The organism is Psychrobacter sp. UBA6766, from assembly GCF_002453355.1.
Lineage (GTDB): Bacteria > Pseudomonadota > Gammaproteobacteria > Pseudomonadales > Moraxellaceae > Psychrobacter.
The window spans coordinates 251,203-276,988 of record NZ_DKGQ01000004.1; the positions used below are offsets into that span (position 1 = coordinate 251,203).

General features: G+C 42.9%; 22 protein-coding genes and 4 tRNA genes. 13 read left to right on the top strand and 13 right to left on the bottom strand.

Annotated elements, in window-relative coordinates:
• The first annotated feature begins 118 nt into the window (after nucleotides 1-118).
• Together proC and B4K26_RS01385 are read left to right on the top strand one after the other, a co-directional pair.
• Nucleotides 119-952 carry a pyrroline-5-carboxylate reductase gene (gene proC, locus B4K26_RS01380; RefSeq protein ID WP_296243090.1) on the top strand — a complete coding sequence of 278 codons (834 nt, stop codon included), beginning with the start codon at nucleotides 119-121 and terminating at the stop codon, nucleotides 950-952.
• A gap of 158 nt (nucleotides 953-1,110) precedes the next feature.
• Nucleotides 1,111-1,680, top strand: a complete 570-nt coding sequence (locus B4K26_RS01385; RefSeq protein WP_296243091.1) for a YggT family protein — start codon at nucleotides 1,111-1,113, stop codon at nucleotides 1,678-1,680.
• Between the two features lie 97 nt (nucleotides 1,681-1,777).
• Here B4K26_RS01385 and B4K26_RS01390 read toward each other — a convergent pair whose 3' ends face one another.
• The gene (locus tag B4K26_RS01390) at nucleotides 1,778-2,575 is read right to left on the bottom strand and encodes a hydroxymethylpyrimidine/phosphomethylpyrimidine kinase (RefSeq protein WP_296243092.1); all 798 of its coding nucleotides are present in this window, start codon (nucleotides 2,573-2,575) and stop codon (nucleotides 1,778-1,780) included.
• Between the two features lie 336 nt (nucleotides 2,576-2,911).
• On the opposite strand from B4K26_RS01390, the gene B4K26_RS01395 reads away from it, so the two are divergent.
• From B4K26_RS01395 to B4K26_RS01405, 3 genes are all read left to right on the top strand, one after another.
• Nucleotides 2,912-3,001, top strand: a tRNA-Ser gene (locus B4K26_RS01395).
• Nucleotides 3,002-3,184: 183 nt separating this feature from the next.
• Nucleotides 3,185-3,261 (top strand) — tRNA-Arg (locus B4K26_RS01400).
• A gap of 248 nt (nucleotides 3,262-3,509) precedes the next feature.
• On the top strand, nucleotides 3,510-4,163 hold the full coding sequence (locus B4K26_RS01405) for an RDD family protein (protein ID WP_296243093.1): 654 nt from the start codon (nucleotides 3,510-3,512) through the stop codon (nucleotides 4,161-4,163).
• 164 nt (nucleotides 4,164-4,327) lie between these two features.
• Here B4K26_RS01405 and panD read toward each other — a convergent pair whose 3' ends face one another.
• The 10 genes from panD to B4K26_RS01455 all read right to left on the bottom strand — a co-directional run bounded on the left by panD (nucleotide 4,328) and on the right by B4K26_RS01455 (nucleotide 12,730).
• Complete coding sequence (gene panD, locus B4K26_RS01410; protein WP_296243094.1) at nucleotides 4,328-4,708, bottom strand: aspartate 1-decarboxylase; 381 nt, start codon at nucleotides 4,706-4,708, stop codon at nucleotides 4,328-4,330.
• 173 nt (nucleotides 4,709-4,881) lie between these two features.
• Nucleotides 4,882-5,463, bottom strand: coding sequence for an aminoacyl-tRNA hydrolase (pth, locus tag B4K26_RS01415; protein WP_296243095.1), 582 nt, complete (start codon nucleotides 5,461-5,463; stop codon nucleotides 4,882-4,884).
• Between the two features lie 194 nt (nucleotides 5,464-5,657).
• Nucleotides 5,658-6,350: a 50S ribosomal protein L25/general stress protein Ctc gene (locus tag B4K26_RS01420; RefSeq protein ID WP_296243096.1), complete on the bottom strand. Its 693-nt coding sequence runs from the start codon at nucleotides 6,348-6,350 to the stop codon at nucleotides 5,658-5,660.
• A 297-nt stretch (nucleotides 6,351-6,647) separates the two neighbouring features.
• Complete coding sequence (locus B4K26_RS01425) at nucleotides 6,648-7,595, bottom strand: ribose-phosphate pyrophosphokinase (protein WP_296243097.1); 948 nt, start codon at nucleotides 7,593-7,595, stop codon at nucleotides 6,648-6,650.
• Nucleotides 7,596-7,705: 110 nt separating this feature from the next.
• Nucleotides 7,706-7,781 (bottom strand) — tRNA-Gln (locus B4K26_RS01430).
• A gap of 236 nt (nucleotides 7,782-8,017) precedes the next feature.
• Nucleotides 8,018-8,093: transfer RNA gene (locus tag B4K26_RS01435), tRNA-Gln, on the bottom strand.
• A gap of 172 nt (nucleotides 8,094-8,265) precedes the next feature.
• Complete coding sequence (locus B4K26_RS01440; RefSeq protein ID WP_296243098.1) at nucleotides 8,266-8,838, bottom strand: hypothetical protein; 573 nt, start codon at nucleotides 8,836-8,838, stop codon at nucleotides 8,266-8,268.
• 90 nt (nucleotides 8,839-8,928) lie between these two features.
• Nucleotides 8,929-9,879 carry a 4-(cytidine 5'-diphospho)-2-C-methyl-D-erythritol kinase gene (gene ispE, locus B4K26_RS01445; RefSeq protein WP_296243099.1) on the bottom strand — a complete coding sequence of 317 codons (951 nt, stop codon included), beginning with the start codon at nucleotides 9,877-9,879 and terminating at the stop codon, nucleotides 8,929-8,931.
• 72 nt (nucleotides 9,880-9,951) lie between these two features.
• Nucleotides 9,952-10,578, bottom strand: coding sequence for a lipoprotein insertase outer membrane protein LolB (gene lolB / locus B4K26_RS01450; protein ID WP_296243100.1), 627 nt, complete (start codon nucleotides 10,576-10,578; stop codon nucleotides 9,952-9,954).
• A gap of 211 nt (nucleotides 10,579-10,789) precedes the next feature.
• Nucleotides 10,790-12,730, bottom strand: a complete 1,941-nt coding sequence (locus tag B4K26_RS01455; RefSeq protein WP_296243101.1) for a tetratricopeptide repeat protein — start codon at nucleotides 12,728-12,730, stop codon at nucleotides 10,790-10,792.
• Between the two features lie 628 nt (nucleotides 12,731-13,358).
• On the opposite strand from B4K26_RS01455, the gene hemA reads away from it, so the two are divergent.
• The 4 genes from hemA to B4K26_RS01475 all read left to right on the top strand — a co-directional run bounded on the left by hemA (nucleotide 13,359) and on the right by B4K26_RS01475 (nucleotide 17,532).
• Nucleotides 13,359-14,741 carry a glutamyl-tRNA reductase gene (hemA, locus tag B4K26_RS01460; RefSeq protein WP_296243102.1) on the top strand — a complete coding sequence of 461 codons (1,383 nt, stop codon included), beginning with the start codon at nucleotides 13,359-13,361 and terminating at the stop codon, nucleotides 14,739-14,741.
• A 579-nt stretch (nucleotides 14,742-15,320) separates the two neighbouring features.
• Nucleotides 15,321-16,466: an aminotransferase class V-fold PLP-dependent enzyme gene (locus B4K26_RS01465; protein ID WP_296243103.1), complete on the top strand. Its 1,146-nt coding sequence runs from the start codon at nucleotides 15,321-15,323 to the stop codon at nucleotides 16,464-16,466.
• 143 nt (nucleotides 16,467-16,609) lie between these two features.
• Complete coding sequence (locus B4K26_RS01470) at nucleotides 16,610-17,047, top strand: YeeE/YedE family protein (protein ID WP_296243104.1); 438 nt, start codon at nucleotides 16,610-16,612, stop codon at nucleotides 17,045-17,047.
• A 65-nt stretch (nucleotides 17,048-17,112) separates the two neighbouring features.
• Nucleotides 17,113-17,532 carry a DUF6691 family protein gene (locus tag B4K26_RS01475; protein ID WP_296243105.1) on the top strand — a complete coding sequence of 140 codons (420 nt, stop codon included), beginning with the start codon at nucleotides 17,113-17,115 and terminating at the stop codon, nucleotides 17,530-17,532.
• A 112-nt stretch (nucleotides 17,533-17,644) separates the two neighbouring features.
• Here the strand turns inward: B4K26_RS01475 and B4K26_RS01480 are convergent, their stop codons facing one another.
• The gene (locus B4K26_RS01480; RefSeq protein ID WP_296243106.1) at nucleotides 17,645-19,309 is read right to left on the bottom strand and encodes an AMP-binding protein; all 1,665 of its coding nucleotides are present in this window, start codon (nucleotides 19,307-19,309) and stop codon (nucleotides 17,645-17,647) included.
• Between the two features lie 363 nt (nucleotides 19,310-19,672).
• On the opposite strand from B4K26_RS01480, the gene B4K26_RS01485 reads away from it, so the two are divergent.
• The 4 genes from B4K26_RS01485 (at nucleotide 19,673) to B4K26_RS01500 (ending at nucleotide 24,960) form a co-directional block, all read left to right on the top strand.
• Complete coding sequence (locus B4K26_RS01485) at nucleotides 19,673-21,808, top strand: NADPH-dependent 2,4-dienoyl-CoA reductase (RefSeq protein WP_296243107.1); 2,136 nt, start codon at nucleotides 19,673-19,675, stop codon at nucleotides 21,806-21,808.
• A gap of 269 nt (nucleotides 21,809-22,077) precedes the next feature.
• Nucleotides 22,078-22,818, top strand: a complete 741-nt coding sequence (locus tag B4K26_RS01490; protein ID WP_296243108.1) for an SDR family NAD(P)-dependent oxidoreductase — start codon at nucleotides 22,078-22,080, stop codon at nucleotides 22,816-22,818.
• A gap of 171 nt (nucleotides 22,819-22,989) precedes the next feature.
• Nucleotides 22,990-24,195, top strand: a complete 1,206-nt coding sequence (locus B4K26_RS01495; protein ID WP_296243109.1) for a serine hydrolase domain-containing protein — start codon at nucleotides 22,990-22,992, stop codon at nucleotides 24,193-24,195.
• Between the two features lie 132 nt (nucleotides 24,196-24,327).
• Nucleotides 24,328-24,960 carry a DUF2238 domain-containing protein gene (locus B4K26_RS01500; RefSeq protein ID WP_296243110.1) on the top strand — a complete coding sequence of 211 codons (633 nt, stop codon included), beginning with the start codon at nucleotides 24,328-24,330 and terminating at the stop codon, nucleotides 24,958-24,960.
• 254 nt (nucleotides 24,961-25,214) lie between these two features.
• Here B4K26_RS01500 and B4K26_RS01505 read toward each other — a convergent pair.
• A partial coding sequence (locus B4K26_RS01505) for a hypothetical protein (RefSeq protein WP_296243111.1) occupies nucleotides 25,215-25,786 on the bottom strand: 572 nt, incomplete at its 5' end.

Here is a 25,786-nt window from a genome sequence, read left to right on the forward strand (position 1 = left end):
TTGACTAAGCATTTGAATTTATCAAACGGTGCTAGTAGCAGTATGGTAAACTGAGTGTCATTTTACCTATCATTATGTTAGTTTGAGTGCCTTTGCATTTTTTGATTAGGAGACATGTATGTCAGTATTAGATAATAAGAAAATCAGCTTTATCGGCGGCGGTAACATGGCGCAGGCGTTGATTAGTGGGCTTGTGAGCTGCGGCGTCAAACCGAGTTTGATTACTGTTGCTGACCCTAGCAGTGACGCACGTGAGCAATTGACTGCTAAAGGGTTAAATACGGTTGATCCAACGGCTGATGCAAAAGCTGCGGTTATCGATGCTGACATCGTAGTATTGGCGGTAAAGCCGCAAGTCATGAAAGCAGTGGTTAGCGATTTTGCTGATGCTTTAGATAAGCAGCTGGTGATTTCGGTAGCAGCAGGGTTATCGACTGAGCTTTTATCAAATATGCTTGGCGGTTATGGCAATATCGTCCGTGCCATGCCAAATACTCCAGCGATGATTCAAATGGGTGCGACGGGACTGTACGGCACCGAGGATATTTCTGCAGAACAAAAGCAGCTAGCAACGGCAGTGATGGAAGCGTCAGGTTTGGTCATGTGGGTCGATAACGAAGAACACATGCATGCAGTAACGGCGGTATCAGGATCAGCACCTGCTTATATGTTTTACTTTATCGAAGCGATGGTCGATGGCGCAGTGGCACTAGGTCTGGATAAAGAGCAAGCATCGGCGCTAGCCATGCAAACCATGCTGGGGGCGGCAAAGATGGCGATGGAGAGTGAGGATGCGCCAAGCGAGCTGCGTCGTAAAGTCACTTCGCCAAACGGTACCACTCAAGCCGCTATCGAGTCCATGCAAGCCAATGATATTGGTTGTCAAATCGTTGAGGCCATGCAAGCCTGTGCAGATCGTAGCCAAGCGCTGAGTCAAGAGATGAGTAAATAATTAGTCGCTACTTGTTCTTAATCATTTACAAATAGGGTATGTCATGAATTATGAGATGCCCTATTTATAATAATAAAAATTCAAAGTAATAAAAAACGCCTGATAATGACATTCGTCATCCTAAAACCTGTTAATAATGTCACATTGAGTAGCACTTCATGAACAACATGTTATTGCAAATTTTTGATTTGGTCACCACTTTCGCTATGATGTTGGTGTTTATCCGTTTTATGTTACAGTTTGCGGGGATGGATGCCAGCAATCCTATGATTGCCCCTGCTTATAGAGCCACCCATATTGTGGATGTGTTTGGGCGTATTTTCCCAACTGTCGGGCACGGTCGTATCAGTATCGCCGCCATTGTGCTGATGTTGTTAATTCGACTGATTGATATCTCTGGCAAAGCAGCATTAATGCATAAGGGCATTGCTCCTGTACCGCTCTTCTTTACTGGTACGATTAGCCTGATATTAGACTTTTTACGCATGTGCCGCTATTTGGTTATTGGCTCTATTATTGTGAGCTGGATTGTGGTGTTTACTCAATCTCAGCATCCAATTATTGGCATTATTATTATGTTGGCGGAGCCGATCTTAGCCCCATTTCGCCGTATCACGCCAAACTTAGGAATGATTGACTTATCACCAATGATTGCCTTTTTTGCCTTTTATTTACTCGAGATATTTATTGGCGGTTTGGCATCAAACTTTATGCCAATGCTGGGTTAGGCTGGGCTAATAAAATTTAAAAAACTAGCGATTCCATACAACATAAAAAGGCGCTCTATAAAAGATAGAGCGCCTTTTTTACTGATCATTATAGAGGTTACTGAAATTCTATAAAGCGGTTCGGTATTAACTGGGCTTTAGCGTTATCAGGGTGCGGTACATCGGCGGCGCGCAGCGTTTGAGTAATCCAGCTATCCGCCGCCTTTACCGCCTCGACAAGTTCGTCATCCACCGCCAGGCGTCCAGCGATAAAGCTTGCTAACGAGCAGCCAGAACCATGAAATTCGCCTGTTAAGCGTGGCAACGTACTCTTATGCACCATCTCACCTTTGATATACAGATATTGCTCGATATCGCCGCTCTCAAAGTCGTGCGAGGTTTTTACCAATACCGCATGAGTGCCTTGGGCGCATAATTTCTGCGCACCAGTATGCAAGTCTTGCTCAGCGCTTAGCGCACGCAGCTCATGCGTGTTTGGGGTGATTAACGTCGCATAAGGAAGTAGCTTCCTAAACGCCGTTACCAATGTCTGCTCATCACCCAAACTGCCACCGCTATTGGCGACCAATACGGGATCAAGAACAAAAGGCGTCTCAGCGGCAATAATTTGCTCGGCAAACAGACGCGTCAGCATGGCGATGTTGTCAGTGGTGCCAAGCATGCCTGACTTAATAACCGCAACAGGCAAATCGTCAAGTACGGTAGTCGCTTGCGCTGCTACTAAGTTCGCTGCACAGGCCTCGAAGCCAAATACTTGCTGCGAGTTTTGTATGGTAATCGCTGTACAGGCGATGGCAGCGTGAGCGCCTGCTTGGCCGATAGCTTCGATATCCGCTTGCAGTCCAGCACCGCCTGAAGGATCCAATCCTGAAAAACACAGTACCACAGGTCGCATAACACATCCTTTTATTTACTCTAAAATGAATAATAAATACTATAGCCATCCGCTGTTAAAAAAGCCATAGCCATTCAATCTTGTGGATCGATAGAAAAGGGCCGCAATGAACTCAATTCTTACGCTTAAAAATGGAGATTTACTTATATGAAAAATAAGAAAATCATTTAAATCAATAATTATGCTAAAAGCGGCATTAAATCTGTAGACAATGCTTGCAATTCGTTTCGGCTTTGTTATAATACTCGCCCACGGCATAAGACGTATCATTAGCATCGATACTGTATTTAAAAGAATGTTTATTGTAAATATTCTGATAAGTGTCTTAAATCGTTCGGTGAAGTGGGTGAGTGGCTGAAACCAGTTCCCTGCTAAGGAACCATACGTGTAAGCGTATCGAGGGTTCGAATCCCTCCTTCACCGCCATTTATTCAGTTGTTATAAAGAGTAATAACGCAAAAATAGCGTTAATGATCTTTTAGATTAATATTCAAAAATAATTTGAATTTAATGAAAAAAGAAGTTGACACCAGCGAGATTATCTATATAATAACCAACCTAATTTGCTGCAATTGTTTTTAACAACGCAGTGGATAATGTGCAAAGTACGCGCTTGTAGCTCAGTTGGATAGAGCACTTGGCTACGAACTAAGGGGTCGGGAGTTCGAATCTCTCCAAGCGCACCATTTGCATACTGGCTTAGTTATTTTTATAATCGTTAAGCTAAAACTAAATTAATCGCCTGTCTTATGACAATTTGGCGATTTTTTTATGTCTATTGTTTTTATAGAAATGCGTTCTTGCTCTTCTGATTTTGTCCTAAATATAAATCTTCTATCCTCGTATCAACAGTCCTATCTTATCATAAGGTACGCTAAGCGCTTGAATTACGGTACAATAAGCGCTCTATTTTTCGCTTGTTATGGGCTGTATCATGTCAAAATCGTCGCCAAAAGCTGCTACTAAAGCAAAATCGCTGCGCAAAACTTCAGCGCATCAGGCCTCCGTTGCTCAAGAGGCGGTAATTGCCAAGCCAGGCACGCGTATGGCTGCTATTCTTTATGATGGCATGTTGATTTTGGCCTTACTTTTTTTGGTCGGTACAGTGCTAACGGTAATTGGTACGCTACTAACGATGGAGACGGGCACGCAATCACAGCAAGCCAGATCGCTGCCGTCGTGGTATCAAAACTTTATTATGACGCCTTCGTTTATCCTGACGCTAGTGGGTTTCTACGGGCTATTTTGGCGCCGCGGTGGGCAGACACTAGGCATGCAAACGTGGCGCTTAAAAACGGTCAATAATAGCGGTCATTTATTAACTTGGAGTCAGTCGTTTAAACGTATTTTAGCGGCGAGTCTGATGCCACTGATATTTGGTCTTATTGGTAGTGTTATCGGTGGCTCGCGGGCCATCTTATTGACCAGTGCTTTTTTGGGATTGGTCTTTAATTATGCCTTTTGCTTGTTTAATCGCCGTGGTCTGGCGGTACAAGACATGCTATCAAATACTATCACCTTAAAAATGCCCAAAACAGAAAATGAAGGGTTATGGCGGGTGATTAGAAATCGTAAAAAAGGTGAATAAAGAGGTAACTAGATAGATAAGCATTTGTACTCTTGATTCATACGTTTAAAAATTATGAGTTTAAATGGTTTTAGCAGCGTAAAAAAAGCTGAATCTTATGTATATTCAGCTTTTTTTATTGACCAATCAAACGGATAAACGTCAGCTAGTATTAATACAGATAACTAGGCTACTTGAACCGGAATGATATTGGCAGTGTCCTTCACGGTATTGTCTTCGTTGCAGTAAACCAGTTTTGGCTGATGGGTTTCAGCTTCCGCTTCGTCAAAATGCGCATAAGCACAGATGATGACGATATCGCCTAAGTCCGCCATATGCGCGGCGGCACCATTTAAAGAGATAATACCAGAGCCCGCTTCAGCGCGAATCGCATAGGTGCGAAAACGCTTGCCATTGGTGACATTGTAGATATCGATAGATTCGTTTTCACGCAGACCAGCAAGGTCTAGAAGGTCACCGTCGATACCGCATGAGCCTTCGTAGTGTAGCTCAGCATGGGTAACACGGGCGCGATGTAATTTGCACTTGAGCATATTAAGTAGCATAGGTTGCTTCCTTAGTGAAACTGATATAAATGAACCAAATCAAAAGCTTAATGGAGATAGGATGGATAGAATAAAAGTTATTTGCCAAAAAGTCACGGTTAAATTCATGCTTTCACGGTTTAAATAACTTAAAACCATCCAATTAACGGCAGTTTATTAAAAATAACGTTCGCTTATTCGGGTAATTTAAAACCATTAATCTGCGAGCGCGCTTTTTCAATATCACCATTCAATAACAATGGCAATGCATCAAAAGCAGCGCTTAAGGCGCTATCAATGGCAAATTGCTCATCGGGCGCCGCTTTCGAGAGTACATGACCGCTGACTTTAGATTTATGACCGGGATGACCAATTCCGATACGCAGGCGATGAAAATCATTGCCAATATGCGGGGTGATATCACGCAGGCCATTATGACCGCCGTGACCGCCGTCGGTTTTGAGCTTGATGCTGCCGGCTGGAATATCGAGCTCATCATGGGCAATCAATAATTCATCATTATTAATACCATAAAAATTGACCATCGGCACCACCGATTGCCCAGATTTATTCATAAAGGTCAGAGGCATGAGCAGGCGCACATCGTGACCATGAATTTGCCCGCGTCCCGTCACCCCGTGGAATTTTTTGTCAGGGGCGAGGGCAATGTTAAACTGCTGCGCCAAATGATGGACGAACCAAAACCCTGCATTATGACGCGTAAACATATACTGCTGACCAGGATTACCAAGACCGACAATAAGTTTTATGGCCATAAAAACACCTTGCTTAAATTTAATAAATGAGTAATAAGGTTTGAAAAGTAAGATGAATAAATCGTCTTTATCCTACTTTTCAAACCTTACTTACGAAAACAGCAGGAGACATTCATCACCTGCTGTTTTTTGACTAAACCAATCTTTTATAACCGAGCAACCATAAGGCTGCTATATAAGCGTTATAAAAATTATTATTCAGCGTCTTTGTCTTCTTTAACTTCGCCGTCAGCGTTTTGCTCAGTAGCAGGTACTTCAGCTGCATCAACTTCGTCAGCATCTTCGTCAACTTCTTCAACCGTTGGTGGCTGCATGTTAACGATAGTACGGTCGTGCGCATCTTCCATATCAAGATCAAAGAGGATAACGCCTTCAGGAAGATTGATGTCTGATAGACGGAATAAATCGCCGATTTCCATGCCTGATACGTCAACTTCTAGGTATTCAGGTAGCTCTGATGGTAGGCAAACGATTTCGACATCAGAAACTAGCGTAGATAAGATACCACCAGCTTTTGTTCCTGACGCCTCTTCACGACCAGCGAAATGTAGAGGAACATTCATGTTGATCTTCTGACCTTTCACAATGCGCTGAAAATCAGCATGCATTGGAAAACCTTTAGCAGGATGGCGCTGAAGGTCTTTAATAACCACTTGATGCTCATCGCCTTTATCGGTGGTGATGGTCAAGATTTGTGAGAAAAACGCTTCATATTCAAGCGATTTTACTAGCTCGTTGATTTTGATTGAGATAGGAGTCGGTTCTTCACCACCACCATAAATGATAGCAGGAACTAGGTTCTGCTTACGTAGGCGGCGGCTCGCACCTTTACCTTGTTGTTCAGCAGAGCGGTCAACTGCGTTGATTGCAAAATGATCAATAGCCATGGATATAATCCTATAGAGAGTATGAGAAGTATCTACCAGTAATAATAGACTTGCGACCAGTCTATCGCCGGATAATCAATACTTTAGAAAGTATAAATCATGTCGCTAAGTATAAAAACCTAAAGATAATAGGCTTTAACGAATGATGAATACAGGCGCGCATTATACGTGATTCTTTAACAATAATAAAGACCTAGGTAAAATGGCGCGCCAGTCTTATATAAAAAAACGCCAAGTCATATAACATGGCGTTCTTTAGTAATATGTTTTTTAGCAGAAGAAAATCTTAAGCATCAACTAGGCATCAAACATCGCGCTGATAGATTCTTCGTTATTGATTCGGCGTAAGCTTTCAGCGAGCATTGGTGCGATACTTACTTGACGAATTTTGCTACAAGCTTTAGCAGCTTCAGATAATGGAATGGTATCGGTAACCACAATCTCATCAAGCGCTGATTCGCTGATATTTTTCAGCGCATTACCCGATAGGACAGGATGGGTAATATAGGCCAATACGCGGCGCGCACCATTTTGTTTTAGCGCTTCAGCGGCTTTACACAAGGTACCTGCGGTATCAACCATGTCATCAACAATCACGCAATCACGGTCACGAACATCACCGATGATATGCATCACTTGTGACTCATTGGCGCGGGCGCGGCGTTTATCAATAATCGCCATATCAGTGTCGCCTAACTGCTTAGCCATGGCGCGCGCACGAACCACACCGCCAACGTCAGGTGATACCACCATGATGTTGTCGTAATCTTGCTTTTGTAGGTCCTTCAAAAGAACAGGGGTGCCGTAGATATTGTCTACAGGAATATCAAAGAAACCCTGAATCTGATCTGAGTGCAAATCAACGGTCATCACGCGATCGATACTGACGATATTTAGCATGTCAGCGACGACTTTAGCAGAGATAGGCACACGAGCTGAACGTGGACGACGGTCTTGGCGGGCATAACCAAAATACGGCATGACAGCAGTGATACGACCCGCACTAGAGCGACGCAAGGCGTCGGCCATCATCATGATTTCCATCAAATTGTCGTTGGTCGGTGCACAAGTTGGCTGCATGATAAACACGTCTTTACCACGAACGTGTTCTTTGATTTCTACGGCGATTTCGCCATCAGAAAAACGCGTGATGTCAGCTTTACCAAGAGGTATATGGAGATGGTCGGCTACGGTTTTTGCTAATTCTGGGTGGGCATTGCCCGTAAAAATCGCCAAATAAGGCATGACAGAAGTCCTATTGATTAAATCAAGCAGCGACCGCTAAGCAGTGTCAAACTGCTCAAATTTAGAAAAGAGTGGTGAAAACTATTGATGACTACTATTACAGTAAAAAATGGCAGGGGTAGCTGGACTCGAACCAACGGATGTCAGGATCAAAACCTGATGCCTTACCAACTTGGCTATACCCCTGTAATGTCTAGGTTGCGAACGTCGATGTCTAATCATAACTTTAGTAACCGTCACTCTTAGAGTTGCGTCACGACCTTAGCGTTATCTTATCAACGAATAAACCGTCTCAAACATAACTTTCCCTAACGGTGTTCATTGCGAACTATACCGAAACGGGGATAACATTGTCAATGTCAACAAGCAGCTATCTTAAACTGCTTATCCTAAATACACATCAAACGCTTTGAGCTTAAAAATGGCAGGGGTAGCTGGACTCGAACCAACGGATGTCAGGATCAAAACCTGATGCCTTACCAACTTGGCTATACCCCTATTGAGGCGACCTATTATAAATAAGTTTTCAGAATTTGCAAGGTCTTTAGCTTTTTTTATGGCTTTTATTCAAAACTAAATAAATTAGTGTGAGCAGTATAACTAAGATGCTAGTGAACACAGACTTCTTATTGACCTTTTAAAGCACAAGTAAATGCGCCAATAACGTTATTTAAACGAGAGGATCAACCACTCTACCGCTCATAAATACCGCAGGTTCTGTTAAACAAGCAGTGTTCTCTGGCTCATCAATAACAGTATCGCCTTTTCGTAAATAATAACCTTTTATATGCTCTTTAATGACACCACTAGTGATGACTTCTTCACCGAGTTTAACTTTGGTTCCATTTAAGGAAATAGTTTGTTCATTTTCAAAAAGAATGGCTCTGTCTGGATAAAAAATAGGGCTAAGATATTCATTATTATTTTTGACAAAGTATAAACAGTTATTTTTGATGACATATTTGCCTTTATAGACAAAATTAATCTCGCGCATTGAAAGAGCAGCAGCATAAGTGAATAGTTCAGTAGGAGAGCTAGCTTTAGCATCCTGCTGAGGAAACGCTATTTTTTGAGAGCTATCTTTTTCTTTTATATCTGGTTGCTGTGGCAAAACGATATTATCGGAAAAATGGTTAGACTTATCATGAGGTTTAGAAAAAGATGCACAACCAGTCAAAATTGATGATATGCAAATAAAAACCGTGGCTGTCTTTAGACTATTATTTAGATATGAATGGTTCATATTGATACCCACTTATTTTAAGGCTTATAAGATACTTTTGTGTCTAAAAGACGCAATCGACTGATAGTTTGATTCAATCTATAGGTTATATTACAAATTCCTTACCATATACCCTGCACAAGGTGCATCTTCAATCCATTTAGCTAACAGTTTTTCATCAGTGGCAATACTTGCATCCAATGGCAAAAACACAGCACTACCAGAACCCGTCATTCGTGCTGCTCCCAATGCTTGTGTCTCTAACCCTTGCAAATAATGTAATGCTTCATCAACAGCAGGAGCTAGGCTAGTGACCACTGGCGTGAACACGTTTTGATAGGGCGCATTCAAATGTTGAGCATAATCACTGCACTGGTTTTTAATTGTCTCAATCGATAGCGGGGCGATATCTCGTTGTAGCTTTGGATGTGCGAACAGCTTGGCAGTATTCACGTGAGCATCAGGCGTCAAGATTAAATAGTGCTGGTCTGGCAAATCAACGGCGGTCAGTTCTTCACCAATGCCTGTCGCAATCGCATCTTGCCTAAAGATAAAAATTGGTACATCTGCGCCAACTTTGGCGCCGATTCTTATTAGCTCGTTTTGAGTAAAGTTAAATTGCCAAATTTCATTAAGAGCAACCAATGTCGTTGCGGCGTTGGACGAGCCGCCGCCCAATCCTGCGCCCATCGGTAGGTGTTTGTCTAAGGCGATTTGTATTTTTGCTAGCTGCTTAGGTAGTTTGTTTGCGTGGATGGCAAAGCTTAATAACGTACTAGCAGCTTTAACAATAAGATTGTCACTGATACTGCTGGTTATCGTATCTGCACCAGTCAACGTGAGAAGCTTACTACAAAGGTGGTTAACATCTAATGTACTGTCTAAAAGCGTTACTTTATCTGCGACTGAAAAATGTAGATAATCGCCCCAGTCGAGCAGCCGAAAGACGGTTTGCAGATTATGATAGCCATCAGCGCGCTTTTCGGTAATATGCAAAAATAAATTAATCTTTGCCGGTGATAAGCGCGTGATAGATGAAGTTGCCGTGGTGCGTTCGGTCATAGATAAGCGTCTTTAGGAATTATTCTTAAAGGTAACAGTCGTAAAGTTAACAATGAATTCTGCGTGAAGTTATTATTTTTGATGGTCAATCGTCATCACAACTTTATTACCTTGTGATTGCACCGCGCTGATTTTGTTTGGCAGCTTATCATTGCCTTTATAACTGAAATTGGCTTGCCATTCACCGTTTACGGAGCTGATCAAACGATTTTGCGCATCAAGCTGTGGTGCGCTGTCTGAAGGCGCTGGGCGACCCGATATCCAGTACGGCATTTGTGAGATGGGCGCTTGCCAGCCAGTCGCCTTTTTGAGTAAGGTTTCAGGGTCAGCTGCGGTCAACGTACCGGTTTTCTCACTCACCAAGGTCGCCGATTGACCATTGTATTCGATATTGGTTTTGCCAATACCGAGCGCACCAATAAGCTCAATTGCAAAACGGTCATTTTGCTGGCCCCACGCATAAAACGCACTTCCGCCTTGAGTTCCTGAGTTGTCATTACCCGGTGTGGTGACACCGATTTTGCCCGTAATATTAAAGCTTTCAAGTTTCTTCGGTTGTTCAGCATTTTGACCTTGTACGGTCGTGGTCGGCTGATTGGTGGCGTTTGCTGTCTTCAATGACTGACAACCAGAAGTAATAACCGTTGCGGCAGTCATCGCCGCAAGTAGCGATAATTTATTAAACTTATAAGATGACATGATTTATCCTCAAAAATAGGCAGATTTTTAAAAGTCTTGATTTTAAAAGTAATAATTTTAACAGGCAGTTAGCTTAAGCGTCATTTGTTACGCGGTGATGCGTGGCTGTTCACTTTTTATAACTGGTTTGCAGTGTTTATAGCACGCGTTTTTTATTGTTCCTACTAGCATTTTATTATCAGTATTGAAGACACTTTAAACAAAGAGCCTATTAGTAAAGTTGTATGCGGTCGCTGACATTGCGCTGTCCAAATGAAAACCGCTGTTGTAATTCAGCAAGCAAAGCGTCAACTTTTTCATTATCGCCCAAACCCTGATAAGCGCGAAGCAGTAGCGTTCCTGAACGCAGAGTGGGAAAAACGTCATAAGGTGTTTGAAGATAGTCGATGACTTGTTGGTAGTTTTTAGTCGCTAAGGCATCTGCTGCCAGGACGTTTAATGCTTGCAAATGTAGCTCATTATCATAACGCGGATCATCATAGCGAATCTCAATGATAGATTTCGCCAGTGCCAAACCCTGCTCAGAGCTTCGTTCATTGGCGAGTAATAACTGTGCGTAACTGAGCTGATAAGAAAGATTGGTTGGGTCAAGTGCTTGCAGATGATTGAGAAGCGTACGCTTAACGACGTAATCGTCTTTATCATCCAGGAGCTGAGCGCGGGCAAACAATAACATCTCATTATTAGGGTATTTACGGCTGGCGCGCGTTAATAAGCGTAGCGCTGCATCGGGTTCATTTTGCTGCCATAAAATGTCTGCTTGCAGGACAAAGCTATCAGGCGCGAAGATGCTAAAGTCTTTACGCAGCCTTTCTAAAGTGGCCATAGCGGCATCGACATCATCATTCAGTAGCTCAAACGAAACCACTTTTCGCCGCGCTTCTAAGACCAAGTCCTCTTGCATAACACCATTTAGGTAGTATTTTGCTTGCTCAAAACGCTGCTGCCGCTCGGCACTGATACCAAGATAATAATAGGCTTGATCAAGGTAAGCAGGGTTTTTGGCTAATATATTGAGCAGTTGATCGGCACTAGAGTATTCTTCAACGTCTAAGCTCACAAGTGCTGCCAGCAATGTAATTTCATCATCATCGGCAAAGCGCTCGTGTGCATCAAGCAACAGCCGCCACGCTTGCTCACTTTGTTTTAAGTCGAGTAAGTAGCGAATCTCATATAAGTATAAACTCTTGCTATCAGGGTTACGCAGGCGCGCTTGGCCAACATAATCAAGGACAGCTTCTGCTGGTTTGGTCTTTCGTAATATGTCGGCTTTTAGCGTAATGAAAGGCACATAATCGGGCTGGCGTGCAAGAGCGCGATCAATGTGGACAATCGCAATCTCAGGCTCATTAAACTGATAAAGTAAACCCGCTTTTAATACCGACAATGACGCATTTTGCTCGCTATCGATAGGCTGCAAGGCGGCGAGAAGCTCGCGCTTGTCTTCATCGGTATTGGGATAAATGCCAATCAGAATTTCACTCAGATCGGCACGCGGGTCATAGTTTAAGATACGGTTTAAAGTTGCGCCCGCCAGCTCATAATCGTGTGCCCGTAGTGCCAAATGCGCCACATAAAACCAAGCAGGAACGTGATCAGGGTTTTGGTCTTGCCAAGTTTTGGCAAACTGTAATGAGTTCTCAACGTTTTCATTGCGTAGAGATAAGCTAAGCGCCCGTTCAAACACTGGCGTCGCATCTTGTTTAAATGACTGCTGTTTATAAATGGTTAGTGCTCGCTCGGCATCACCACGATCCGCCGCAAACTCGGCATCTAAAAGCGCGTATAAACTTGGCTCGCTAAGCTCCGATTGCCAAACGTTTGCTGATGCTAGGCTGTCTACATCAGCGACGTTTTCTGTTGTTTGAGGCTGTGGATTTGACGGCTGAGTAGTCGATGGCTGAGGAAGCATTCCATTAGAAGTATGACCAATGATATCGGTATCGATTGTTTGAGAAGGTAAGACTTTAGAGGAATGGGACAAGTCAGTACTTAACATTGAAGCGGTCAATACAGGGTTAGTATATTTGGCCTGGACAGGTAATCCTAGGCATAAGCAAATGGCCAACGACAAAGTTAGCTTGTAACGCTGGCATAGGCGCTCAATAGTGTCATGCAATAAAGCGCGGAGGCGAGATTGATCATTATACATAGGTTGTAATCTAAAGGATGACCCAAAAAAATCATAGCTAGCAATGTTTTCCCGTCAGATCGATCGCATGCTAACAGGAAGATTTTATTGTCATTATTTTAAAAATAGCGGCAAAAAATATTTGTTATGAACATTATAAGAGCAGGTTGAGAGGATAAACAATAGCGTCCGTGTTACTCAAATATTAGCAATATTTATGCAATTAAGTAACTACTATAAATGACCCGACGTGATTCCTGATAACTGAATCATTCAACGATGAGTCATAGTGGATAGGCAAGGCAGACACGACTGGCATTTTCTAAAACTTATCTATGGAGCAGCGTTTACTTTAAAAGCCGTCATGGCAGTTGATTTATCGCGGGCATGCCCAGATACAGACAAATATTATCGCCTAGCGTTGCGTGTTAAATAAAGCCAGCAATAATGATATAATAGGCGCTTTTTAGCGCGTTGACGTGAGCATAGTCGTTTAAAGACATTTTTCCACAGGCAGTTTATCAAGCACTAGTTTATCAAGCACTGTTTGTGAAAAGCTGTTTTTTAGCACTGCTGATTGAATAAGGTTTCTTAACATTCTAAGAGCGTTTGGCTAGCAGATGAACGTTTTATTTATGGTCTATCAATAATGAGATTAGTGGTCATTGGGGTCAATCACAAAACCGCACCAGTCGCTCTGCGAGAGCGCTTGGCGCTTGTCGGTGACGATGTAAACATTGCCCTCAACCAGCTAAAAAGCTTTACTGATGGTAGCGTCATTGTCTCGACTTGTAATCGTACTGAGATTTATGCGCTCGTCCCGCAAGTGTCATCGCCATCAGAATCTGGTGCGTCCTTATCAGAGCCGAAAACGGCTATTGTGGCCAATAATGCCATTAGTGCCCAGCCTTCTTCAGCAGCAATCAGCGCTCACATCTTAAAAATTAAAGCGTGGCTGGCTGATTTTAAGCAGTTACCTTTAACTGAGATTGACCCTTATCTTTATGTTCACCGTGACACTCATGCCCTGACACACTGGCTACGAGTCGCCGCTGGTCTTGACTCAATGATATTAGGCGAGCCGCAGATACTGGGTCAAATTAAGCGTGCTGTGCATTTGGCGCAAGACCAAAAAGCTCTGAGCAATCAGCTTGGCTGGATTGTCGATCAGGTATTTGCGGCTGCCAAACGCGTGCGTAATGAAACTAAAGTCGGCGCTCAAGCAGTATCACTCAGTTATGCGGCTGCTAAATTGGTGACGCAAATATTTGATGATTTACCCAGTCGCACGCTGTTGATAGTTGCCGCAGGCGAGATGAATCGCTTGGTAGCGACCCATATTGCGGGGCTTGGGGTAGGACGGGTAATTATTTGTAACCGTAATCCTGAGCGCGCCGAAGCCTTGGCCGCTGAATTGCGTCGACCCGATCGTATTGTAGAAGTAAAATCGCTTCAAGAGTTGCCGCAAATCTTGGCAGAGGCTGACATTGTCAGTAGCTGTAGCGGCAGTATGGATATATTGATTGATAAAACCATGACCTTGCGAGCACTTAAAAGTCGTCGCTATCAACCGATGCTGATGATTGATTTGGCAGTGCCACGCGATATCGACTCGACCATTAGTCGCATCGATGATATCTATTTGTATTCTGTTGATGACTTACAACATGTTATCGCAGGTAATATCGAGCAGCGCCGGCAAGCAGCGGTCGATGCTGAGTTACTTGTCAGCCAATTGGTTGTTGAAATGGATCGACGCTTTCAAGTGCGCCAGGTGGGCAAAGAGATTCAACAGTATCGCGCCCGAACTCATGACCAAGTGGATAAACTGCTGCATGAATCTATTGCTAAGCTGCAACAGGATAATGCCAGTCCTGAAGCAATTATTACTGAGCTGTCGCGGCGATTGACCCAAACGTTAACCCATGCGCCATCGAAGCTGATGCGTAAAGCCGCACGCGAAGGTGACAATGAGCTTCTAGACTTTGTGGTTTCAGGATTACAAGACGCGCATCGTGGCCGTCGTCAGTAGCGACTTTTCCTGTTAACTATCTGTTGTTTTTTCTATTGGCTATTTATTTTAGGACCCCTTCTGCTAAAACTATTTGTCTTAAAAAATGCAATTTAGCTAAGCAAGTAACTTACGCAAACCTAGCGTTGTCAACCCGCATTATCAGTGCTAATATCAAGTTGTTATGAGTATATTAAGTGATGATAATTTTTCTTTATATGGTAGCAATCATTTTTTAGTTAACCTCTAATGGATTGGGATTAGCTATTTTTCAAAGCTCAAAGTTATTAATTGCTTCTTAATATCTTCTCATCTCACTAGTTGTCAGCATCTATTGTTAATAGACTGCTCATGCGCTGTTATGATAATGGCGCGTCTATTGTATGTAGTATTGTTTAAAAATAAAAAACAAAGCGCACAAGACTTTCTCGTCAACGGCAATAGCGCTAGGATAAAGTGCTATATCGTCAACCCTGCGTCATACTCTCGATTATTACTCGATATTAGTGCCGAATGGATACTATCTATAGTAGTATTTGGCCAGTTATAAGTAAAATTTGAAAATACCTATATTCTCTAACAATAAACTAGGAGCGTCCTATGACTACATTACGTCAAGATATTGATCCAAACGGCTTATTAGAATACTCGGTGGTCTATACTGACCGCGCACTAAATCATATGTCAAAAGTCTTTCAGCAAGTAATGAATGACCTGTCTAGCAATCTAAAGTCAGTTTATAACGCCGATGCCGTGGTAATTGTACCGGGTTCGGGTACTTATGGCATGGAGGCAGTTGCTCGTCAATTAACCATCGATGAAGATTGCTTAATCATTCGTAATGGCTGGTTTAGCTATCGCTGGACGCAAATTTTAGAAAAAGGCAAATTTGCTAAATCGTCTACGGTATTAACGGCTGAGCGCGATGATGATGGCGAGACGCCAAAACCATTTGCGCCAGTTGATATCGACACCGCAGTTGCCAAAATCAAAGAAGACAAACCTGCCGTTGTTTATGCCCCGCACGTCGAAACCTCATCAGGAATTATTTTAACAGAAGATTACATCAAAGCATTGGCTGAAGCTGTGCATAGCGTTGGCGGTTTGCTGGTCATTGACTGTATCGCCTCGGGTTGTGTTTGGCTCGATATGAAAGAGCTGGGCATTGACGTGCTGATTAGCGCGCCACAAAAAGGTTGGAGCAGCACGCCATGTGCCGGTCTAGTGATGCTCAGCGACGCTGCGATCAAAAAAGTAGAAAATACTGAATCCAACTGCTTTAGCCTTGATTTAAAACAATGGCTAACGGTTATGCGCGCTTATGAAAATGGCGGTCATGCCTATCATGCGACCATGCCAACCGATAGCTTACGCCAGTTCCGCGATGCTATTAATGAGGCTAAAGAAGTGGGCTTTGATAAACTACGCGCGGCACAGTGGGAGCTTGGCAAGCGTATCCGGGAAGTATTGGCTAACAAAGGTTTTGAAAGCGTTGCCGCTGAAGGCTTTAAGGCGCCAGGGGTTGTTGTGTCTTATACTGATCGCGATGACATCCATAAAGGTAGTGCGTTTGCTGAAGCCGGAATGCAAATCGCTGCGGGTGTTCCGCTAAACGTTGGCGAGCCTGATAACTTTAAAACTTTCCGTTTAGGTCTGTTTGGTTTGGATAAATTGACCGACGTTGATGGTGCAGTAGAGCGTTTTGAAAAAGCGCTTGATGAAGTAATGGCCGAGCAGCCTGCTTAATTTTTTATTATGAGTTAGGTAATAATACTAAGCTCTGTTTGACAGAGCTTAGTATTTTTTTGGCTATTTATTATATTTTATAATATAATGTATTTATATAAAATGATTTTTAAAGCTGCTATTAATAAAATTGGCTAAATATGATGAGTATACAGATAGACTGGCAATCCTTTACGCCAATCTCCTTGGTAGGCGGGCTGATGCTAGGGGTGGCAACTGTCATTTTGCTATTGGGAATTGGGCGTATTGCTGGTATCAGCGGTATTTTCTCGAGCCTGCTAAAGCCTAAAGGCGTCGAGATGTGGCAAGTATTATTTATAATGGGATTGGTAGTCTCACCTTTATTTTATCGCTTGGTAAAACCTCTTCCTAGTATCGAAGTCAGCACTTCATTGCCGTTATTAATTACCGCAGGATTATTGGTGGGTTTTGGTACACGTTTAGGATCAGGTTGTACCAGTGGTCATGGTATTTGCGGTAACGCGCGCTTATCACCACGCTCGATGGCGGCGACAGTAACCTTTATGTTGTTTGGTATTGTGACGGTTTATTTGGGTCGGCATGTTTTGGGATTAATTTAGACAGAAAATAGACGGCACGTCATTTATAACAGCTTGAGTAAATAGATTAAATATGGGGCATAATAATGCTAAAAAGTATCATTGGCCTGCTGACAGGGTTACTATTTGGTTTTGGACTGCTGATATCAGGGATGACTAACCCTGCCAAAGTTCAAGGCTTTTTGGACGTGTTTGGTGCTTTGGATATCTCCCTTGCATTGGTGATGGGCGGCGGCTTGATGGTGGCAACCGTTGGTGTACAATTGGCGAAGCGCCAACAGACCAGCTGGATTGGCACACTAATTGAGATGCCGAGTAAAACGACTATTAATAAAAAATTACTTATTGGCGCAATGTTATTTGGTATTGGTTGGGGTTTGGTCGGTATTTGTCCAGGACCCGGAATCGTGTTACTTGGGACGGGACAATGGCAAGCCTATGTCTTTATCCCATCAATGATAATCGGCATGTTGGTTTATAAGTGGCTTGAGCCAAAGCTGAATTAGCCGTTTGGCTAATAAGAAGGTTTACGTTTTCAGTATAAATAAAAGGTCAGCCTAAATTTATTAGTCTGACCTTTTTTGTATTTAAGGGAATGGTGAGTTATTCACTGATGAATTATTTTGGACTGATAGTTACTTTTGGCGTTTCATGTGCCAATGACTTGGCCGCTTGACGCAGCTCAAACTTCTGCACTTTACCCGTGCTGGTTTTTGGGATTTCAGCAAAAATAATATATTTTGGTACTTTAAAACCCGCTAAATATTGCTTGCAGTGCTCCATTACATGGTCGCGCTGTAAGGTGCTACCAGCATGAATTTCGATAAAGGCGACGGGCACTTCACCCCACTTATCATGCGGCGCGGCGACAACCGCACAGCTTTGAATTTCAGGCATTTTATATAAAACGTTTTCGACTTCGATACTAGAGATGTTTTCACCGCCTGAGATAATAATATCTTTGAGCCTATCCATGATTTTGATATAGCCGTCAGGGTATTTAACGCCCAAATCACCTGTGCGAAACCAGCCATCGGCAAAGGCTTCTTCGGTCGCTTTGCGGCTTTTTAGATAACCTTTCATTACCATATTGCCGCGCAGTGCCAGCTCGCCCATTTCCTCGCCATTAGCTGAAACTGGCTCAGTAGTTCCTTGCTTGAAAACCTCAAATCCTGTCATAAGATGTGAGGTAACGCCTTGGCGAGATTTCTTTTGTGACCGTTCTGCAACATCGAGTGCATTCCATTCTTCTTGTTCAGCACAGACGGTAACTGGACCATAAACTTCGGTAAGCCCATAAACGTGCGAGATATGAAAGCCCATCGCTTCCATCGCGGCGAGCATAGTTTCAGAGGGCGGTGCACCAGCGACCCAGCCGTTGACTTCGTGGGTGATGGCGTCTTTATATTCAGGCTTGCCGCTAGCAATCATATTGTGAACCACTGGCGCTGAGCAATAATGGCTGACTTTATACTTCGCAATCAATTGCAAAATCAAATCCGCATTTATCTGACGTAAGCAAACGTTGACGCCCGCGCGCTCAGCAATCGTCCATGGGAAGCACCAGCCATTACAGTGAAATAATGGTAGTGTCCATAGGTACATTGGGTGCTTGGGCATGTCCCAATCTAGAATGTTGGAGATAGCATTGAGGGTCGCACCACGATGATGATAAACAACGCCTTTAGGCTTACCAGTCGTACCAGAAGTATAGTTAAGGGCAACGGCATCCCATTCGTCGAGTGGTTTTTCCCAATTGTCCAAACTGTCGGAACTGGCGATCAGGTCGTCATAAGTCATTTGCCCAAAACGCTCGACATCGATAGCGGCATCGGTTGCATGAATGACGATTAAGTTGGGAAATGCTTCATCAATAATTTCAGCGTGCTCAGCAAACTCGCTGTCCAAAATTAAAGCCTTTGCTTCTGAATGCTGTAGACAAAAGGTGAGGGCATTGATATCGAGTCGGGTGTTTAGTGTACAGAGCACGCCCCCTGACATAGGAACCCCAAACGCACATTCAACCATTGCTGGCGTATTTGGCATCATCACCGCCACCGTATCATTTTTATCAATACCTAGTTTACGCAGACCATCTGCCAATTGGCGACAGCGATCATAGGTTTGTTGCCACGTTTGGGTCAGATTATTATGTTCTAAATCGTCATAGATAATAGCGGTCTTGTCAGGATAAACCTGCGCGCTACGAATGATAAAATCAATGGGTGTGAGCGGTTGATGATTGGCAGCATTTTTGCCAAGACCAGTATGGAAGTCAGTCATTAGGATAGTCCTTTATCGTATTGCGGGTATTCGATGATGCCGATTAAGCGAAGCGGCTATTATAACAACCGTTATCATAAAAACGGTCGTTATAAAACACGTTAAATATTGACAACGCTCACGCTATTATAGCCAATTGCCCCAAAAATTGGGCGGGTTTTATGAGGTTTGCTTAATAAAAGCAATAAAGCCGAGGTAAACATCTGACTGTCTAGGATTGCCATCAATATAGTGCTCACTCATCAGTCGCTTGTCCGCATAGCTGATGATAATAGTGGTGTGTTACGATAGCCTTAGCGCTAAATCCCATAGCATCACTATTCTCACGAAGTAGTTTGATAAACCATTCATAAGGAAAATGATATGTCCGCCAGCCGAACTGCCAATACCATTGACACCGCCAGCACTAACGAACACTACCCGCATTTATTTGAGCCGTTAGATTTGGGCTTTACTACGCTCAAGAACCGTATGGTTATGGGTTCGATGCACACAGGGCTTGAAGACCGTTTTTATAACTACGGCAAACTGGCGGCGTATTTCGCAGAACGTGCCAAAGGCGGCGTAGCGATGATGATTACGGGCGGTATTTCGCCCAATCGCGAAGGCTGGTTGTTGCCTGCTGGCGGTACGATGAATACCAAAGCTGACGTCATTAACCATCAGCGTGTTACCCGTGCGGCACATAAATATGACAGCAAAATTATCATGCAAATCTTGCACAGTGGTCGTTATGGTTATCATCCTTTTGCGGTATCAGCGAGTCCGATAAAATCACCAATCTCACCATTTAAACCGCGTAAGATGAGCATTAAAAACATCGAGCAGACGGTCAAAGACTATGCACGCTGTGCAAAGCTGGCTAAACAAGCGGGTTATGACGGTGTTGAAATCATGGGCTCAGAAGGCTATCTGCTTAATCAGTTTTTATCGCGTCATGTCAATAAACGTACGGATGAATACGGCGGTGACATTCAGAACCGAATGAAGTTTGCGGTCGATGTGGTGAAAGCGGTGCGCGAAGCAGCGGGTGAAGATTTTATTATCTTGTTCCGTTTGTCAGTGATTGATTTGGTCAAAGACGGCAACGTCATGGACGAAGTCATTACTGTCGCCAAAGCGTTAGAAGAAGCGGGCGTAACTATCATGAATACCGGAATTGGCTGGCATGAAGCACGCGTTCCGACCATCGTTACCAGCGTCCCACGTGCTGCGTTTGTTGATTTTACCGCTGAAATTAAAAAGCATATCAATATCCCAATGATGGCCGCCAACCGAATTAACATGCCAGAAACGGCAGAAGAAATCCTTGCCAGTGGTCAGGCAGATATGATTCAAATGGCGCGTCCATTCTTAGCCGATCCACATTGGGTCAATAAAGCCAAGAACGGTCAAGCCGATCGCATCAATACTTGTATCGCTTGTAATCAAGCGTGTCTTGACCATACTTTTGAGAATAAACGCTCGACGTGTTTGGTCAATCCACAAGCCTGCTATGAGACCGAATTGGTTTATAAGAAAACCAAAAAACCTAAAAAAGTGGCGGTCATCGGTGGCGGTGTCGCTGGTATGTCGGCGGCTCATGTTGCAGCTTTGCGTGGTCATGACGTTACCCTATTTGAAGCAAAAGATATCTTGGGCGGGCAGTTTAACTACGCCAAAGTCATCCCTGGTAAAGAAGAGTTCTTTGAAACCATTCGCTACTATATCAATGAGCTTGAGCACTTAGGCGTTGAGATTAAACTCAATACCAAAGTGGATAAAGACATGTTAGAAAAAGCCAAATTCCATCATGTGATTGTCGCAACAGGCGTGGTGCCAAGAAGCCTAAAAGGCAAGCTAGAAGGCGCTGATTTGCCACAAGTAATGAGCTATGCTGAACTGCTCTCTGGTGAAAAATCTGTCGGCGAGACTGTCGCGGTCATTGGTGCTGGCGGTATTGGCTTTGATGTTAGTGAATATCTCACCGCTAAGCATGGTCAGCCATTAGATGAGCTTGGCCCAGAGTTGCTAAAAGATCCAAGCTACCGTCCAAAGCCGCAATCAATAAGTGAGTGGCGTGAAGAGTGGGGCGTCACATCTGCTACCGATTACCAAAGCGAGGGTGGTCTCATTAAGCCTGAAGGCATTAAACCTATTCGCCAAGTGTACTTGATGCAGCGTACCAAAGGTCGCTTGGGTAGTGGGCTAAATAAAACCTCGGGCTGGGTACATCGCGCGCACATCAAATCGCATGGCGTCATCCAAGTATCAGGCGCTCAGTATGATAAAATTACCAATGAAGGTATTTGGATAACTAATAATCAAGGTCAAAGCCAGTTGCTACGTGTCGATAGCGTCGTGGTTTGTGCCGGTCAAGAGTCAGTGGTCGAGTTGATGCCAAACGTCGGTGATGCGCCAGACGCACAATATCATCTAATTGGTGGTGCAAAGCTCGCCGCTGAGCTGGATGCTAAACGTGCGATTCGTGATGGTGCAGAGGTTGCGGCGGGGATTTAAGAGTTAGATCTTCCAAACAAGGGTAAAAATAATAAAACGGTAGGGAAGCAATTTCCTGCCGTTTTTTAAGCTTTATTATATTGTAGGAAGCTAATGAATAACTACGGACAAATCAAGATGTAAAGGTAATGCAACCATAAGTAGCAACCCTGAAAACCTTGTAAGTTTTCTCGAGCTTATAGTCAGCTTATATGTGATATTTGATAAAATTATAGTCTGATCTTCCAAAGATCTTGGAATTTATAATCATAACTATCAAGGTAACTATAATGAAATTATTAGCCGATAAAGTCGCGATGGTCACGGGTGGCTCGCAAGGTTTGGGTGAAGCTCATGTACGTAAACTAGTCGAAGAGGGCGCCAAAGTCATTATTACTGACATCTTAGTAGATAACGGTGAAATGCTGGCTAAAGAGCTAGGTGACAATACGACATTTGTAAAACTTGATGTCACTGATGAGGACTCTTGGGATACCGCAATCAAGCATGCTGAGTCAGTTTTTGGCCCTGTTAATGTGCTAGTCAATAATGCAGGCATCGATGTTATGAAGCCATTTATTGAGTTTACGGGTGCAGATTTGCAAAAACTATTAGATGTAAATCTCTTTGGCAACTTCTATGGTATGCAAAAAATATTACCATCTATGAAAAAGGCTGGCGGTGGTTCTATTGTCAATATTTCATCGCTAGAAGGGCTGCGCGGTACAGCAGGTAATTCTATTTATAATGCTTCTAAATTTGCAGCGACAGGCTTAACCAAAGCGGTGGCTCAAGAATATGCTGAATATGATATCCGGGTGAATTCTGTCCATCCAGGGGCGATACAAACGCCAGGGGTCGAAGCGGATGATATAAAAGATACGGTACAGAATTATATTCAAAATATCCCAATGAAGCGTATCGGTAAGCCAGAAGAGGTAGCTAATATGGTTGCCTTTTTAGCATCGGATAAATCCAGCTATTCAACAGGGGCAGAATTTATTGTTGACGGCGGTATTATGGCGACCTAATGGTAGCCTCTTATAGTAGGCAGCACGCGTAGGCTGGGCTAAAAGCCTAGCCTACAATCTAAACTCACTATTCAAAAAACCTCCTTTCAAAACCTCACATCCATGCTAAATTAAACTTACCTGCGATACGCAATCGTACTCATTAATCACGCCATAAAAAAGGATTTTATAATGGTAGTGTTAAAGACCCTGTTTAAATGGATTGTTTTGCCTATCTTAGCGCTCCTTATTATTATCAGTTTAGGCTTAGTAGTGACGGGCAATGCTTATATCTTTCGCGGCTTACAACTCACTTATCTTAAAGGTGAAAATACTGCCAATATCGACGATTATATTGATTTTGATAATCGGACGATTCGCGCCAAAGATCCTATCGTTTGGGAAAAAGCTCCCAACTTTGAGCAAGTCAAACTCACGCCTACCTTGCAAAACGCCTTAGACACCGATGAAACCGTCGCCTTTGCTATTATCAAAGACGGCAAGCTGCTGTATGAAAATTACTGGCAGGGCTACGATGCGGATTCACATACCAACAGCTTTTCGATGGCAAAAACTGTCACTACCATGCTGTATCTCAAAGCGGTAGAAGACGGTTATATATCAAGCATTGATGAACCAATTACCAAATGGTTACCTGAATATGCGGACAACAAGTATGCGAAAAACTGTACCCTTGCGGATTTATCAGCAATGACCTCAGGTTATGATTGGACGGAGGATTATTATTTGCCAATCAATCCTACCGCTGAGTCCTATTATGGTCATGACTTGGTCAAGCAAATGGTCAATCGAGATTTTGTACAAGAATGCGGCGGCCGGTTTGAATACTCCTCGGGCGATACGCAAATGCTAGGGATTGCCTTATCGCGAGCGTTAGAGCCGCATGGCTATACGATATCTAGCTATTTAGAAGAGAAGTTTTGGCAGCCGTTAGGAATGCAAGGCGATGGGTATTGGTCGCTTGATGGGGCAGAGAAAATTGAAAAAGTATATTGCTGTCTCAATGCCAGTGCTTTAGATTTTGCCAAATTTGGTCAGCTATTATTAAACGGTGGTGAATGGCAAGGTGAGCAACTGCTCAGCAAAGCGCACGTTGATTTTATGATTACGCCCAATGCGGCAGCATTTGCAGACGGGCAAGCGCAGGTTTACGGTCATTCGGTATGGACGGATATGGGCGCTTCCATTCCATTTTATGCCATGCTAGGTCATTTAGGTCAGCGGGTATTAGTGCTGCCAGAAGAGAACGCGATTGTCGTTAGATTAGGCAAGCAAAAAGGATTACCCACACCAGTAGAGGGTTTTCACTTGGAGCCAGATTTAGGGCAGTATGTGACTGAGGTGAAGAAAGTTTTGGATAACATGCCAAGAGAGTAGTAAATTGAATTTAACTATTAGAGTGAGTTAGCATTAGCATAACCTACCAAATTCATCACATGTCATTAATACTCACAACAGTAAGTAACATGATCATAATCTCTATTTTTAACAAGGAATATTAAAACCTTAATGAACCATTCAAATAAAAATAGAGGGCACGATGGCTCGCTTAAGATCATTTGGTTAGTTGTATTTTTTGCGGTGCTGATTTGGTCAGGTATAGCCCCTAAAAATTATTTCACTTGGGTTTTGGAAGTTGCGCCTGCGCTGATTGGTTTGGGCATACTAGCCGCGACTTATCAAAAATTTACCCTATCAAGGCTCACGTATTCCTTAATATTGCTGCACTGCATCGTATTAATGATAGGCGGTCATTATACTTATGCTGAAGTACCTCTGTTTGACTCTGTCGCTAGCTGGTTTGGTTGGGAGCGCAATCACTATGATAAATTGGGGCATTTCGTTCAGGGGTTTGTACCGGCAGGGATTGCGAGAGAAATTTTACTGCGCTTAAATGGGGTGAAAAATGAGCGTTGGTTATTGGCCTTTGTGATGTCCGTTTGTTTGGCGTTTAGTGCTTTTTATGAGCTGATAGAATGGTGGGTAGCGTTAGCCGTTGGCAGCGATGCAGAAGCCTTTTTGGGCACGCAAGGCTATGTCTGGGATACGCAGTCTGATATGTTTATGGCGTTGATTGGTTCAGCTATATTCTTATTATTTTTCCGAAAATGGCAGGATTCAAGTATCCGTAAATTGATTTAAACTAGCGTAACCCTTGATTAAGTAGCTTTTTGAAACAGGTCAAAAGCTTTGTAATCATTTACAGTAACTGAATCGCCCTGATATTAGGCTAGTCCGAATTTGTATATTTCAGTAGGAGTGCTTTGATTAGATAATATAGGTGTGTTTGAATACTCCGCTGAACAAGCAGAAGTTATCAAACCACTGGATAGTATTGTAGCCATTAATAAAGGCGTGATTTTTCTTTGATACATCGAAATCTCTTAGGTAAACATTTATTTGCTAGTCTGGATTGAACTTACCTGTGTATGGGTCATGGCTTTTGGTACAGGTATGCACTCTACTTCTTTTTGAGGTTGATTATGCTGACAATAATCAAGAGTATCTGATATGATCTCTTCTTGTATTTCTAAGATACTTGGATCCGCTGGAGTTAAGTAGACTTTACCCATATCAATAAATTTTTTATTTTGGAGGTAGTCTTCATTTTCTTGTTTCTTAGTTGTTGAGGGTATATCGCCTATTGTATATAACTTTGAGACGTAGGCTTCATGGTCAAAAATTAAAGAAGCACCATAATAATTTTTGATAGAGTCATGGCTTGGACCAACTAACCAATACTTATATTCTACTGGTGGTATTAAAAAATTTCCGAATGCATCTGTATTACTGAAGTTTTGAGAAGTTAGGAATACTTTAACGCCATTTATAGGCTGATCAGTTTTTCTATCAATCACTTGACCTTCAAACTGAGGAGTTAAATACACTATCTTCTGTTGACAGCCTAGTAATAAAAAAGATAAAAAGAATAAACTGCATGAATAGTTATACCAATCCCAACAATTAA

What these genes read in the sequence shown, in the direction of transcription:
- B4K26_RS01495 (WP_296243109.1), top strand. Translation starts at nt 22,990, where the DNA reads ATGGTAGTGTTAAAGACCCTGTTTAAATGGATTGTTTTGCCTATCTTA.
- B4K26_RS01405 (WP_296243093.1), top strand. Translation starts at nt 3,510, where the DNA reads ATGTCAAAATCGTCGCCAAAAGCTGCTACTAAAGCAAAATCGCTGCGC.
- pth (WP_296243095.1), bottom strand. Translation starts at nt 5,463, where the DNA reads ATGGCCATAAAACTTATTGTCGGTCTTGGTAATCCTGGTCAGCAGTAT.
- B4K26_RS01440 (WP_296243098.1), bottom strand. Translation starts at nt 8,838, where the DNA reads ATGAACCATTCATATCTAAATAATAGTCTAAAGACAGCCACGGTTTTT.
- ispE (WP_296243099.1), bottom strand. Translation starts at nt 9,879, where the DNA reads ATGACCGAACGCACCACGGCAACTTCATCTATCACGCGCTTATCACCG.
- proC (WP_296243090.1), top strand. Translation starts at nt 119, where the DNA reads ATGTCAGTATTAGATAATAAGAAAATCAGCTTTATCGGCGGCGGTAAC.
- B4K26_RS01420 (WP_296243096.1), bottom strand. Translation starts at nt 6,350, where the DNA reads ATGGCTATTGATCATTTTGCAATCAACGCAGTTGACCGCTCTGCTGAA.
- hemA (WP_296243102.1), top strand. Translation starts at nt 13,359, where the DNA reads ATGAGATTAGTGGTCATTGGGGTCAATCACAAAACCGCACCAGTCGCT.
- panD (WP_296243094.1), bottom strand. Translation starts at nt 4,708, where the DNA reads ATGCTACTTAATATGCTCAAGTGCAAATTACATCGCGCCCGTGTTACC.
- B4K26_RS01465 (WP_296243103.1), top strand. Translation starts at nt 15,321, where the DNA reads ATGACTACATTACGTCAAGATATTGATCCAAACGGCTTATTAGAATAC.
- B4K26_RS01475 (WP_296243105.1), top strand. Translation starts at nt 17,113, where the DNA reads ATGCTAAAAAGTATCATTGGCCTGCTGACAGGGTTACTATTTGGTTTT.
- B4K26_RS01490 (WP_296243108.1), top strand. Translation starts at nt 22,078, where the DNA reads ATGAAATTATTAGCCGATAAAGTCGCGATGGTCACGGGTGGCTCGCAA.
- B4K26_RS01500 (WP_296243110.1), top strand. Translation starts at nt 24,328, where the DNA reads ATGAACCATTCAAATAAAAATAGAGGGCACGATGGCTCGCTTAAGATC.
- B4K26_RS01480 (WP_296243106.1), bottom strand. Translation starts at nt 19,309, where the DNA reads ATGACTGACTTCCATACTGGTCTTGGCAAAAATGCTGCCAATCATCAA.
- B4K26_RS01390 (WP_296243092.1), bottom strand. Translation starts at nt 2,575, where the DNA reads ATGCGACCTGTGGTACTGTGTTTTTCAGGATTGGATCCTTCAGGCGGT.
- B4K26_RS01485 (WP_296243107.1), top strand. Translation starts at nt 19,673, where the DNA reads ATGTCCGCCAGCCGAACTGCCAATACCATTGACACCGCCAGCACTAAC.
- B4K26_RS01425 (WP_296243097.1), bottom strand. Translation starts at nt 7,595, where the DNA reads ATGCCTTATTTGGCGATTTTTACGGGCAATGCCCACCCAGAATTAGCA.
- B4K26_RS01385 (WP_296243091.1), top strand. Translation starts at nt 1,111, where the DNA reads ATGAACAACATGTTATTGCAAATTTTTGATTTGGTCACCACTTTCGCT.
- lolB (WP_296243100.1), bottom strand. Translation starts at nt 10,578, where the DNA reads ATGTCATCTTATAAGTTTAATAAATTATCGCTACTTGCGGCGATGACT.
- B4K26_RS01455 (WP_296243101.1), bottom strand. Translation starts at nt 12,730, where the DNA reads ATGTATAATGATCAATCTCGCCTCCGCGCTTTATTGCATGACACTATT.
- B4K26_RS01470 (WP_296243104.1), top strand. Translation starts at nt 16,610, where the DNA reads ATGAGTATACAGATAGACTGGCAATCCTTTACGCCAATCTCCTTGGTA.